The sequence below is a fragment of the Acidovorax sp. GW821-FHT10E03 genome (assembly GCF_059415205.1).
In genome coordinates, this window is sequence record NZ_JBWKMU010000008.1 from 1 (window position 1) to 12,854 (window position 12,854).

Consider the following 12,854-nt stretch of genomic DNA (forward strand, 5'->3'; position numbering starts at 1 on the left):
ATCGAGGCGGCCGTCTGCTGCAGCGCCGAGGCCTGCTGCTCGGTGCGGGCCGACAGGTCGTTGTTGCCCGAGGCGATCTGCGAGCTGGCCGAGGCCACGCCTTCGGCGTTGCCGCGCACGCCCGAGACCACGCGCGCCAGGCTGTGGCGCATCTCGCCCAGGGCGGTGAGCAGCTGGCCCATTTCATCCTTGCCGCCGGGCGGCACCTCGGAGGTGAGGTCGCCCCCGGCGATCGCGCGGGCGGCCTGCACGGCATGGCGCGCAGGGCCCGTCACGGCGCGGGTGATGCCGATGCCCAGCACCGCCGCCAGCGCCACGCACACCGCCAGCGTGCCCAGCACCCAGATACGCGCCAGCGAGAAGACCTGGTAGGCATCCTCCTTGGCCTGCTGCGCGGCCTCGGTGTTGATCTTCTGCAGCTCGCCCAGTGTCTCGGCGGTGGCCACGAACGCGGCCTCGGACTCGCCCGCATAGAGCATGCCCAGCGCGTCGCTCGTGAGCTCCAGGGTTTCGGTGGTGCTGAAGTCCACGTTCCGTGCGATGTCCATCAGCTTGGCCTGCAGCTCCACATAGGCGGCCTTGCGCTTCTTGTAGGCGCCGTAGACCTCGCGCTCCCTGGGGATGTCGACCAGGGCTTCGTACGTGGTTTCGACGCGGTCCAGGTCCTTGTGGCGCGCGGCCACCTGTTCGGAGAACGCCTTGACCTCGGCCGCGTTGCGCGCGGTGACCACCCCCGCCTCCGAGCGGCGCATGCGGTTGAGCAGCACCCGCAGTTCGCCGGTCTGGGACACGCTGGGCAGCAGGTTGGTGGCGATCTCGTCGGCATTGGCATGGATGCGCGACATCTGCACCAGCGCGATGGCGCCCAGCAAGGCCGTGAACAGCACCAGCGACAGGAATCCCACGCCCAGTTTGACGCCGATGCGCAGATCGGAAATTTTCATGAATCACCCTTCCGGAGGGCGCCGCCACGGCCGCCCCCATTTGTAACAAAATGCTGAGCCAGTCTATCAGTCCGGCGCGGCATCTTCTCTCAGGTGTTTCACGGTTTCGGCGTCCACGCCAGGCGCGGCCTGCGGCCGCAGCGGCCTCCAGACGCTTCCGATTCGATAGCTGCCCGCGCCGTGCCGGCGGGCACCGGGCGGCCGCCGGGCGCCTCAACCGGGCGCCGCGCGCCGCTCCCAGGCGCTACTGCGGCAGCACCTCGAACACGATGAACTGGCTGGCCTGGGTGTCGGCCGTGAAGTTGTTGTCGGCCGCCAGCACGAGCGTGCGGTGGCCGTTGGGCAGCGTGTGGCCCCAGGTGATGGCCTCGATGTTGTCCAGCTTCACGCCCTGGTAGGCCAGCGGCATCTCCAGCAGCACCCGCCGCGTCATGGGCGCATAGGTGGCGCCCGCCAGGCGCGGGGTGCCGATCACATCGGTGGTGGCGCCGGTGATCTCGGTCCACACCAGGCGGATGGTGTTGCCCACGCCCGAGGCAAAGGCACGCTCCACCGCGATGAACTGGCCGTTGCCCACGGCCAGCAGGTCCGACAGGCCGTTGTCGGGCCCGAACGGCGCGCCCGGCGCCGCGTCCACCGGAATCGGGGGCAAGGCGTACGCGTACTGGCCCCGGGGCCGGCCGGTGCCTGGGTCGAAGGCCGTCACGCGCACCACGCTGCCGGCCTGCAGCGTGGTGAGGGGCCCGTCCTGGACCAGCGCGTCCTCGTTGGCCGCGTACACCGTGCCGTCGGGCGCCACCGCCAGCGCCTCGAAGACCTTGTTGCTGCGCGCGCCTTCCGTGGCGTTGTCCACGTAGCGGTACATGGCGGGCATCGCCAGTTCGCGCACGAAGGCTCCCTGGGCCGTCATCTGCCGCACGAACGGCTGGAAGCGGCTGGCGGCCGTGGGGCTCCAGTTGCCTTCCGAGGCCCAGTACAGGCTGCCGTCCGGTGCGGTGCGGATGGCTTCGGGGTCCACCGTGCGGGCCGTGGCGGGGAACGGCGTGCCGTCCTCGCGCAGCATGTTCGCCTGGCGGTTGATCTTGACCGTGACGTTGCCGCTGGCACCGTAGTCGATGCCCAGGTTGTAAAAGCGCGGCGTGCCCCGCTCACCGCCCCGGTCGTCCGAGATCGCCCAGTAGCTGCCGTCCGCCGCCCGGTCCAGACCCGAGATGCCGCCGAACTCGACCCCTTCGAACACCGTGCCCGTGGGCAGTGACGCACTGCCCAGCAGCCGCAGCGAGGCAATGGGCTGTGCGCGGCCATCGTCACCATTGCCGCCGCAGCCCGCCAATGCAGCCGCCATCGCCACGGCGGTTGCCACGCCCACGGCCATGCGCCGCCATGAATGCACCAGTGCCATCGCCGCCGCTCCCGCCCTGCCGGGCCGTTGATTGAATGGAATGAATGAATGAATGAACCAGGAAAGCGCCAGAGCCTAGGACGGCCGTGTTGCGGGACCATGACAGACGGGACCGGGCGCGGCAGACCGGCACCGCGCGGGCGTGCCGCCCCCCGGCCATGAAAAAAGCGCACAGGCCAGGAACCTGTGCGCTTTCACCAATTGCTTCTATTTTGATAGCTGCCAGCGATTTACCATCAATCGCTGGCGGCCTCCACGGCCTCCAATCCGGCACGAACGGCCGGTGCGGAGGCCGGGTGCGGGAATCAGGCGTTGCCGGACTTCTTGTAGGCCTCGATGCCGTCCGTGATTTCCTTCTTGGCGGCGTCCAGGCCTTCCCAGCCCAGCACCTTGACCCACTTGCCCTTTTCCAGGTCCTTGTAGTGCTCGAAGAAATGGGCGATGGCGTTGCGGCGCATGGCGTTCACGTCGTCGATGGTCTTCCAGTGGTCATACATGGGCAGCACCTTGGAGGTGGGCACGGCGATGACCTTGCCGTCCACGCCGGCCTCGTCTTCCATCATCAGGATGCCCAGCGGGCGGCAGGGCACGACAACACCGGGGAACAGGGGGTAAGGCGTGATCACCAGCACATCCACCGGGTCGCCGTCGCCCGACAGCGTCTGCGGCACGTAGCCGTAGTTCGTGGGGTAGTGCATGGCCGTGGTCATGAAACGGTCCACGAAAATGGCGCCCGATTCCTTGTCCACTTCGTACTTGATCGGGTCGGCGTTCATCGGGATTTCGATGACGACATTGAAGGCGTCGGGGACGTTCTTGCCTGGGGGGACGTTGTTGAGGGACATGTCTTTGGATAGTGGTTTGAAAACGATAACCCGCGAGGCATCCGGCGCTGACGCAGCGCAATGAAGCGTCGGGATTAACCCTGATTTTAGGCGCACGCCCCTTTCTGCCCGCTTGCAAACCGGCGTTTGCCTGTAAATTGGGCCCGTTGGCCAATCGACTCCTGCCGCGAAATGCCCAGGGAGCACGAGGAAGCAACGCAACGGAAGCACCACCGTCCCGCGTTGTGATGTTTCCTTCCGTGCAACTGAATATTTCAAGGAGTGACGAATGGCTGGAAATACAGCGCTGACTGCCCCTCTGATACTGGCTCTGGTTTGCGGATTGATTGCGGTGGCCTATGGCATCTGGGCCCGGGGATGGATCCTGGCCAAGGACCCCGGCAACGCCCGCATGCAGGAGATCGCCGCCGCCATCCAGGCCGGCGCCGCCGCCTACCTCGCCCGCCAGTACAAGACCATCGCCATCGTCGGCGTGGTGCTGGCGGTTCTCATCGGCATCTTTCTGGACGGCACCACGGCCGTGGGCTTCGTGGTGGGCGCGGTGCTCTCGGGCGCCTGCGGCTTCATCGGCATGAACGTGTCGGTGCGCGCCAATGTGCGCACGGCGCAGGCCGCCACACACGGCATCGGCCCGGCGCTGGACGTGGCGTTCCGTGGCGGCGCCATCACCGGCATGCTGGTGGTGGGGCTGGGGCTGCTGGGCGTCACGGGCTTTTACTGGTTCCTGGCGGGCAACGGCAACCTCACGCCCACGGCCAACCTGGCCAATCTGCTCAACCCGCTGATCGGCTTTGCGTTCGGCTCGTCGCTGATCTCGATCTTCGCGCGGCTCGGTGGCGGCATCTTCACCAAGGGCGCCGACGTGGGCGCTGATCTGGTGGGCAAGGTGGAGGCCGGCATCCCTGAAGACGACCCGCGCAACCCCGCCGTGATCGCCGACAACGTGGGCGACAACGTGGGCGACTGCGCCGGCATGGCGGCCGACCTGTTCGAGACCTATGCGGTGACGCTGATCGCCACCATGGTGCTGGGCGCGCTGCTGGTGGCGGCGGCTCCGGTCAATGCCGTGGTGTACCCGCTGGCGCTGGGCGCCGTGTCCATCGTGGCGTCCATCATCGGCTGCTTCTTCGTCAAGGCCTCGCCCGGCATGAAGAACGTGATGCCCGCGCTGTACAAGGGCCTGGCGATCGCGGGCGTGCTGTCGCTGATCGCCTTCTACTTCGTCACGATGTGGATCATGCCGGACAACGCCATCATGGCCAGCGGCAGCCAGATGCGCCTGTTTGGCGCCTGCGCCACGGGGCTGGTGCTCACGGCCGCGCTGGTGTGGATCACCGAGTTCTACACCGGCACGCAGTATTCGCCCGTGCAGCACATCGCGCAGGCCTCGACCACCGGGCACGGCACCAACATCATCGCGGGCCTGGGCGTATCGATGCGATCCACCGCCTGGCCGGTGATCTTCGTGTGCCTGGCCATCCTCTCGGCCTACCAGCTCGCGGGCCTGTACGGCATTGCGGTGGCGGCCATGTCCATGCTGTCCATGGCGGGCATCGTGGTGGCGCTGGACGCCTACGGCCCCATCACCGACAACGCCGGCGGCATCGCCGAGATGGCAGAGCTGCCCAGCAGCGTGCGCGACATCACCGACCCGCTGGACGCCGTGGGCAACACCACCAAGGCCGTGACCAAGGGCTATGCGATCGGCTCGGCCGGCCTGGCCGCGCTGGTGCTGTTCGCCGACTACACGCACAAGCTGGAGAGCTACGGCCGCGCCATCACGTTCGACCTGTCGGACCCGCTGGTCATCGTGGGCCTGTTCATCGGCGGCCTGATCCCCTACCTGTTCGGCGCCATGGCCATGGAGGCCGTGGGCCGCGCGGCCGGCGCCGTGGTGGTGGAGGTGCGCCGCCAGTTCAACACCATCCCCGGCATCATGGACGGCACAGGCAAGCCCGAGTACGGCAAGGCCGTGGACATGCTGACCACCGCCGCCATCAAGGAGATGGTGATCCCCAGCCTGCTGCCCGTGGTCGTGCCCATCGTGGTGGGCCTGCTGCTGGGGCCCAAGGCGCTGGGCGGCTTGCTCATGGGCACCATCGTCACCGGCCTGTTCGTGGCCATCAGCATGTGCACCGGCGGTGGCGCCTGGGACAATGCCAAGAAATACATCGAGGACGGCCACCACGGCGGCAAGGGCAGCGAGGCCCACAAGGCCGCCGTGACCGGTGATACCGTGGGCGACCCCTACAAGGACACCGCCGGCCCGGCCATCAACCCGCTGATCAAGATCATCAACATCGTGGCGCTGCTGATCGTACCGCTGGTGGTCAAGTTCCACGGCGGGTAGGTCGCCCGCGCCAGGCAGTCACCAGGCCTGACCCGCCTGGAATAGAGGGCAACCAGGGGCTTCGGCCCCTTTTTGCCGCGTACCATGATGGCTACCGGTATCTCTTCAGAGAAGATGGCCTTGAAACACACCGCATCGTCCGCCCCTGCCCCCTCCGACAGCCACGCCTCGCCGTACCAGCGCATCGTGCACGGCGTGGTGGCGGAGTCCAGGCACCTGATGGAGCGCGTCGCCGAGGCCGCGCGCATGTCCCTGCAGGCGCGCCTGGACACCGCCCGCACCCCGGGCGAGCACCATGCCATGCTGGAAGCACGGCAGCAGCTCTCGCGGCTGGCCTTCGTGATGAGCGAGCGCTATCCCGACGCGCTGCGCAAGGCGCTCGACCAGGAAACCACGCGCAAGGATGAAAAATCCTCGCGCTCCCTGTTCACCGTCCATTTCGATGAACTCGAACTGATGGACGAGTCGCAGATCAGCGAAAGCGTCGAGCGTGCCCGTGCCCGCCAGATCCTGATCTCCGCCGTCGAGGGGCCGCTGGCCGACCTGGACGCCCTGGTGTGCGCGGCGCAGGGGCTGCCGAAAGTGCTGCCCGACCAGAACCCCCTGCGCCCCGAGGTCTTCCTGCAGGCGCTGCAGGCCGTGGTGTCGCAGATGCAGGTCACGGACCAGGTGCGGCACGACTGGATGGGGCACCTGGCGCAGGCGCTGGGTACAGAGCTGCGCGGGCTGTACCTCGCCCAGGCCGCGCAGCTGCGGCAAAGCGGCGTGCAGCCCGTGGGCTACGCCATGCGGCAGGCCGACGGCCAGGTCGTCTATGTCGCGCCGGCCGAGGGCGGCGCGTCCCCCGGCTTCGCCGCCGACACCGACCTGTCCGCCTCGGGGGGGGCCGCCGACCCGCTGCTCACGCTCGACCGCCTGCGCCGGCTCCTGCTGGGCGAACTCAGCGACAAGCCCGCCCCGGTACCGGAGCACGGGCCTGCGCCCCAGGAGAACTTCGCCGAGCGGTTCGCGCGCGAGTTCGAGAACCCCGACCAGCTTCCGGCGCTCGATCCACCCCCCACAGATTTCGCCATCACCGTGCCCGCCGCCTTCGAGGCACTGCAGGAGATGAACCAGGTCGGCCACATGATGGAGCGCCTGGGAAACCAGCGCCCTCCGGCGGGCGGCGGCGAGGGAGCGAGCTCCGCGGCCACGCCGCGCCGGCACGCCAGCGGGCTCGGTCAGGCCCTGAGCATGGAGGTGGTCGCGCTGATGGTGGACAACATCGCGCGCGACAGCCGGCTGCTGTGGCCCGTGCAGCAGTTCGTGCGGGCGCTGGAGCCCGCGCTGATGCAGCTGGCGCTGGCCGACCCCCGTTTCTTCAGCCACAAGGAGCATTCCGCGCGCCGCCTGCTGCAGGACATCACCGACCGCAGCCTCGCCTTCAACAGCACCGAGGCGCCCGGTTTCCAGAGCTTCATGCGGTCGCTCATGAACATTGCGGGCCCGCTGGCCACGGCCACCATCGAGGGCCCCCACGATTTCGAGCAGGTGCTGCAGCAGCTGCACGCCAAATGGGAGCAGAAAGAGCAGGCGGGCAAGCAGGAGCGCTTGCGCGCCATCGAGGCGCTGCAGCACGCGGAGCAGCGCCACCTCCTGGCGGCCAAGATATCGCGCGACATCTGGCTGCTGCCCGACATCGGCAAGGTTCCCGACGCCATCTCCCGCTTCCTGCTCGGCCCCTGGGCCAAGGTCATGGCCGAGGCGCGCCTGGCCGACAAGACCGGCAGCACCGACCCGGGCCGCTACCAGGAAGTGGTGGAGGCGCTCATCTGGAGCGCGCAGCCCGAACTGACGCGCATGAACACGGGCCAGCTCGCGCGCCTGCTTCCCAAGCTGCTGGCCAAGCTGCGCGAGGGGCTGGCGTCCATCGACTACCCCCCGGACCGGACCGAGGCCGTCTTCGCGCTGCTGATGCAGCTGCACCAGCAGGCCTTCAAGCCCACGCCGAGGCCGGCCGCTGCGCCGCCCGCGCCCTGCGCACCGCCCACCGAGGCGAAGGCGGCGGCGCCAGCGCAGCCCGCCCCCCTCGAGGACGAAGAGCCCTGGGTCGCGCCCTCCGAAGCCAGGGAGTCGGGCTTCATGGAATCCTCGCAGTCTCCCGAGTCCGAGAGGCCGGAGCCCGTGCCGGCGCCCGAGGCGGGCGAGGCGCCGGGCATCCCCCCGCTGGCCATCGGCAGCTGGGTGAACCTGCTGGTCGCAGGCAAGTGGGAGCGGACCCAGCTGTCGTGGATCGGCTCGAACGGAACCTTCTTCCTTTTCACCAGCGCCTCCGGCCACACCCAGTCGATGACCCTGCGGCTGGTGGACCGGCTCATCCAGCAAGGCGCCCTGCACGTGCTCTCCCAGCAGACCGTGGTGGACGGCGCGCTGGATGCCGTGGCACAGATCGCCATGCGCAACAGCGTGGAGAGCAGGCTCTGATCCGCTCCTGAATCAAGAGCAGCCAACGCATATTTCACAAGCGCTGAGGGCTTTCTTGCCTGCCACCGCGCGGCGAGCCGCGCCGTCCGGCCGCCCAAGGTCCCAAATATCGTGGCACGGCCTATCGTTCCCCTGATGGTCAAACGCCACGGCGGGTGATAGGCTCTCCACGTCCAGTCCAAGGCTTTGCGACATTCGAGAGATCGAGGGGATTTGTCAGGGCCTTAGCCCGCTTCGGCGGGCTTTTTTACGCCGGTGCCGCTCCAGCAGGCCTTTTTACACAGCCTCCCGCGCGGCGGGCAACGCAAGCACCACCCGCAGGCCACCCAGGTCGGCCGGCTCCAGGTCCAGCCGCCCGCCGTAGATGGCCGCCAGGTCCTGCACGATGGCAAGGCCCAGCCCCGTGCCTGGCACCGTCTCGTCCAGCCGCACACCACGTTCCACAGCCTGTGCACGCTGCGCGGCACCGATGCCGGGGCCGTCATCCTCGACACTGACCACAACCTGTGGCTGCCGCCCGCCGAGGGCCTGCGCCCGCAGCCGCACGGTGGACTGCGCCCATTTGCAGGCGTTGTCCAACAGGTTGCCCAGCATTTCCTGCAGATCCTGCGCCTCGCCTGCAAAGAACAGCGGAGCATCGGGCAACGCTACCCTGATGTCCAGGCCCCTCCCGGCATGCACCTTGTTCATGACACGCACCAGTCCGCCCACCACCGGCTCCAGCGCCGTGCGCTGGCCGGGCAGGCGCGCCGATGCGGCCAAGCGTGACCGTGCCAGGTGCCAGTCGATGTGGCGCCGCGCGACCCGCACCTGGTCGTGCACCAGCGCCGCCAGCGCGCCCCCATCATCGGATGGTGGAGCGCGCGCCGCGTTCTCCAGCACGGTCAGCGGTGTTTTCAAGGCGTGCGCCAGATTGCCCGCCTGGGTGCGCGCGCGTTCCACCACCTCGGCGTTGCGGCCCAGAACGGCGTTGAAGTCATCCACCAGCGGCTGCACCTCGACAGGGAATGCGCCCTGCAGCTGGGTGGCCCGCGCCTGCTGCACATCCAGCAAACCCCGCTGCAGCGCCCGCAAGGGCTTGAGCCCCACCGCCACCTGGGCCCAGGCGGCCGCTGCCAGCAGCACCAGCAGCGCCGCCAGCGACAGCGCCAGCACGCGCGTGAAGCGCGCGGTGGCCGCCTGCGTGGCCTGCAGATCGGCCGCCACGATCAGGCGCCAGCGCGCCGTTTCCGCGCCCTCGGCACGCACCGAGCGCTCCAGCACCAGCAACGGCGCGCCCTGCGGGCCAGCCACTTCATGCACATGCACGGCGCCATCGGTCAGCGCATCCACCTGCAAGGCCAGGCTGGTGTCCCACAACGAGCGCGAACGCAGCACCCCGGCACGGCCGTGTCCATCGGGGGCCATGGCGTCCACCTGCCAGTACAGGCCGGAATAGGGTTTGAGCCAGCGCGGGTCCGACAGCGCCTGCGCAGCGATCGCCGGCCGGCCCTGGGCATCAAACTCCAGGCGCGCCGTGACCTGGTCCAGCTGCTGCAGGAGGGCCGCCTCGAACTGGCGCTGCACATGCTCGCGGAACAGCCCGCTGAGCACCACGCCAGCCAGCACCACGGCCACCGCCACCCCCGCGACCGTCACGGCCAGCAGCCGAAACCGCAGGGAGCGCGACCAGTGCAGACCGCTCCAGCTCATGGCGGCACCAGGCGGTAGCCCATGCCACGCACCGTCTCGATACGCGCAGCGTGGACCGACAGCGAATGCAGCTTTTTTCGCAAGCGCCCGACAAAGACTTCGATGGTGTTGGAGTCCCGGTCAAAGTCCTGTGCGTAGATGTGTTCGGTCAGCTCGGCGCGCGATACCAGCACGCCGGGCCGGTGCATGAGGTAGGCGAGCACCTTGTACTCATGCGCCGTCAGCGCCACGGGCTGGCCCGCGCAGGTCACACGGCCACTGCGGGTGTCCAGCGACCAGTCGCCACACTGCAGCACCGCCGACGCCAGCCCGCTGGCGCGGCGGATGAGTGCGCGCAGGCGCGCCAGCAGTTCTTCCTGGTGAAATGGTTTGGTCAGGTAGTCATCGGCACCGGCGTCGATACCCGCCACCTTTTCGTGCCAGTTGTCCCGCGCGGTGAGGATCAGCACCGGCATGTTGCGCCCCTCGGCCCGCCAGCGCTTGAGCACCGTGAGCCCGTCCACCACCGGCAGGCCCAGGTCCAGCACCACGGCATCCACCGCCTCGGTGTCGCCCAGAAACTGCGCGTCGCGCCCGTTGTCGGCTTCGTCCACGGTGTAGCCAGCGCCGTGCAGCGCCGTGCGCAGCTGGGCGCGCAGCAGCGTGTCGTCTTCTACCAGGAGGATGCGCATGGATGGCTAATTGCGAGGCCGCTCTTGCCGATGCTCTCGGCCGGTGCGTTGATCGTCGCGCGATTTGATGCGCAATACCTCGGCCGTGCGCGCATCCAGCTTGACCTTGGTCAACTGCCCCGCAGGTGTGAGCAGCTTGATCTCGTAAATCCAGCGATCCCGCTCCTGCTCCAGCTCCACTTCCAGCACCTGACCGGGCACTTCGCGCTGCAGGCGCTCCAGCACTGCGGGCAAGGGCAGCACCTGGCCTGCCTGCACGGCCTGCCGGGCGCGGTCATGGTCGTCATGGCCGCTGGCCGCAGCGGACGGCGCGACCAACGCCGTGCCCCACAGCGCCCACGCAGCCACCGCCAGGCGTGCGGCGTGGCGGCGAGTGGGTGTGCGGCAGCTCGTCGAAAACATGGGCCATTGTCCTGCGCAGTTTCTGAACGGCCGATGAACGGCTCTTTCACGCGCCGTTCAGGCCGCCGTTTCAACAATGGCAACACACGAAGACACTCAAAAGGACCCCACGATGACAACCGTTCGCCACCTGGCACTTGCAGCACTGTTTGCTTGGACAGTAGCCAGCCCGAGCCACGCCGCAGACACCACCGCCGCCCAGCAGCTCGCCCACTGGAGCGCACAGGCCGGCAGTCCGGGCAACGCCGACAAGGGCCAAGTGCTCTTCACCACCCGCCACGGCGGCGAGTGGTCCTGCGCCTCGTGCCACGGCACGCCGCCCACCGCGCAAGGCAAACACGCCAGCACTGGCAAATCGATTGCGCCCTTGGCCCCGGCGTTCAACCCCAAGGCCTTCACCGACACCGCCAAGGTCGAAAAATGGTTTCGCCGCAATTGCAACGACGTGCTGAGCCGCGAATGCACAGCCGTCGAAAAAGCCGATGTGCTGGCCTACCTCAGCGCCCTCAAGCCTTGAACTGCAGCACCATGAAAAAACTTTCCCACCTCGGCCCCGCTGCCATGGCCGCCGTCCTCTGCGTGCTCACCACGATGACGCTGTCCGACGCCCATGCAGACAGAGGGCGCGCAGTGCCCCGCAACGTGCCCAGTGCCTACACGCAGGAATGCGCCGCCTGCCACACCGCCTACCCGCCCGGCCTGCTGCCCGCTGCGTCGTGGAACCGCGTGATGACGGGCCTGCACAAGCACTACGGCACCGACGCATCGCTCGACGCAGCCACCGTGCGCCAGCTCAACCAGTGGCTGCAGGCCCACGCAGGCACCTACAAGCGCGTGAACGAGGAGCTGCCCGCAGATCGCATCACCCGCTCGGCCTGGTTTGAACGCAAGCACCGAAAGATAGAACCCGCCACCTGGAAGCTCGCTAGCGTGAAAAGCGCCGCCAACTGCGCGGCCTGCCACACGGGCGCGGACCAGGGGCAGTTTGACGACCACGACCTGCGCATGCCCGCAGGGCTGGATGCCCGTTCGCGTCGCGCCTGGAACGACTGACCGCCACGCACAGCCCACCTCTGGAGCCCCACAAGGAGAACACGATGAACAACACTCCCACCCTTCATCCCGCCGATGCCACGGCGCAATCCCCCCCCTCCAAGGCCCCCAGCCGCAGGGTGACAGATGCGCCCACGCGCATGTTCCACTGGCTGTTTGCACTGTGCTTTGCGGGGGCCTACGCCACGGCCGACGGCGAGCACTGGCGGCTGCTGCACGTGACACTGGGCTACACCATGGCGGGGCTGCTGGGCTTTCGCTTGCTGTACGGCATCTTCGGGCCGCGCACCTCGGGCCTGGGCCTGCTGTGGCGCAAGCTGGCGGGGGCGCCCGCATGGCTGCGCGCCCTGCCCCAGGCTCCATCGGTCACGCAGATCAACTGGCGCCAGGGTCAGAACCTGCTGATGGCGCTGGCCATCGTGTTGCTGCTGGCGCTGGTGGTGCCCCTCACGCTCAGTGGCTACGCCACGTACAACGACTGGGGCACTGCGCTGGGTGGCCACTGGATGGGAGAAGTGATGGAAGAGGTGCATGAGTTCTTCGGCAACGCCCTGCTGTTTGTGGTGCTGGCCCACATCGCGCTGATTGCAGGCTTGAGCGTGCTGTGCCGCAAGAACCAGGCGCTGCCCATGCTCACCGGCCGGGTGGAGGGCAAGGGGCCGGATCTGGTCCCGAAGAACCGCACCTGGCTCGCAGCCCTGCTGCTGATCGCGACACTGGCCTTCGGTGCCTGGCAGTGGCAGCAATCGCCCAGCGGCTGGGTTGCCAGCGGCATATCAGCCGAACGCCAACGGCACCACGATGACGACTGAGTCATAGCCACCGACCACGAAGGAAACACCCCATGAAAATCTATATGTGTGCCGTTTGCGGCTGGATCTACGACGAGGCTGCGGGCCTGCCCGACCACGGGATCGCGCCGCCCGGCACCCTCTGGGCGAACGTGCCCGCCGACTGGCGCTGCCCGGAGTGCAATGTCGGCAAGGCAGACTTTGTGATGTGCGAGGTGTGAGGAAGGAACACCGGGCGCAG

At 68.3% G+C, this 12,854-nt stretch carries 11 protein-coding genes and 1 pseudogene; 6 read left to right on the top strand and 6 right to left on the bottom strand.

Going from position 1 to position 12,854, the window contains the following annotated elements; translation table 11 throughout:
- From AC07OD_RS15040 to ppa, 3 genes are all read right to left on the bottom strand, one after another.
- Nucleotides 1-944, bottom strand: a 944-nt coding sequence (locus AC07OD_RS15040) for a methyl-accepting chemotaxis protein (RefSeq protein ID WP_494597378.1), incomplete at its 3' end; no start/stop codon positions are given.
- 244 nt (nt 945-1,188) lie between these two features.
- Nucleotides 1,189-2,346, bottom strand: coding sequence for an esterase-like activity of phytase family protein (locus AC07OD_RS15045; RefSeq protein ID WP_492253456.1), 1,158 nt, complete (start codon nt 2,344-2,346; stop codon nt 1,189-1,191).
- A 305-nt stretch (nt 2,347-2,651) separates the two neighbouring features.
- A complete protein-coding gene (ppa, locus tag AC07OD_RS15050) occupies nt 2,652-3,191 on the bottom strand; it encodes an inorganic diphosphatase (protein WP_218297607.1) in 540 nt (179 codons plus the stop codon).
- 268 nt (nt 3,192-3,459) lie between these two features.
- Here ppa and AC07OD_RS15055 point away from each other — a divergent pair, with 268 nt between their 5' ends.
- A complete protein-coding gene (locus AC07OD_RS15055; protein ID WP_494597379.1) occupies nt 3,460-5,541 on the top strand; it encodes a sodium-translocating pyrophosphatase in 2,082 nt (693 codons plus the stop codon).
- 114 nt (nt 5,542-5,655) lie between these two features.
- Complete coding sequence (locus AC07OD_RS15060) at nt 5,656-8,004, top strand: DUF1631 family protein (RefSeq protein ID WP_494597380.1); 2,349 nt, start codon at nt 5,656-5,658, stop codon at nt 8,002-8,004.
- Nucleotides 8,005-8,280: 276 nt separating this feature from the next.
- Here AC07OD_RS15060 and AC07OD_RS15065 read toward each other — a convergent pair whose 3' ends face one another.
- From AC07OD_RS15065 to AC07OD_RS15075, 3 genes are read right to left on the bottom strand one after another with little or no spacing between them, the layout of a single operon-like run.
- Entirely contained in the window at nt 8,281-9,696 is a 1,416-nt protein-coding gene (locus AC07OD_RS15065; RefSeq protein WP_494597381.1) for a sensor histidine kinase, read from the bottom strand.
- The gene (locus AC07OD_RS15070) at nt 9,693-10,367 is read right to left on the bottom strand and encodes a response regulator (RefSeq protein ID WP_218297611.1); all 675 of its coding nucleotides are present in this window, start codon (nt 10,365-10,367) and stop codon (nt 9,693-9,695) included. The genes AC07OD_RS15065 and AC07OD_RS15070 overlap by 4 nt, the downstream gene beginning before the upstream one ends.
- 6 nt (nt 10,368-10,373) lie before the next feature.
- Nucleotides 10,374-10,769 (bottom strand): PepSY domain-containing protein, encoded by a 396-nt coding sequence (locus AC07OD_RS15075; RefSeq protein WP_010458002.1) that lies wholly within the window; start codon nt 10,767-10,769, stop codon nt 10,374-10,376.
- Between the two features lie 112 nt (nt 10,770-10,881).
- On the opposite strand from AC07OD_RS15075, the gene AC07OD_RS15080 reads away from it, so the two are divergent.
- From AC07OD_RS15080 to AC07OD_RS15095, 4 genes and pseudogenes are all read left to right on the top strand, one after another.
- A complete protein-coding gene (locus AC07OD_RS15080; RefSeq protein WP_494597382.1) occupies nt 10,882-11,286 on the top strand; it encodes a DUF1924 domain-containing protein in 405 nt (134 codons plus the stop codon).
- Nucleotides 11,287-11,297: 11 nt separating this feature from the next.
- Nucleotides 11,298-11,822, top strand: coding sequence for a diheme cytochrome c (locus AC07OD_RS15085; protein ID WP_494597383.1), 525 nt, complete (start codon nt 11,298-11,300; stop codon nt 11,820-11,822).
- A gap of 44 nt (nt 11,823-11,866) precedes the next feature.
- Nucleotides 11,867-12,634 carry a cytochrome b/b6 domain-containing protein gene (locus AC07OD_RS15090; protein ID WP_494597384.1) on the top strand — a complete coding sequence of 256 codons (768 nt, stop codon included), beginning with the start codon at nt 11,867-11,869 and terminating at the stop codon, nt 12,632-12,634.
- 47 nt (nt 12,635-12,681) lie between these two features.
- Nucleotides 12,682-12,834 (top strand): annotated as a pseudogene (locus AC07OD_RS15095) (rubredoxin); the annotation flags it as partial.
- Nucleotides 12,835-12,854: the final 20 nt, after the last annotated feature.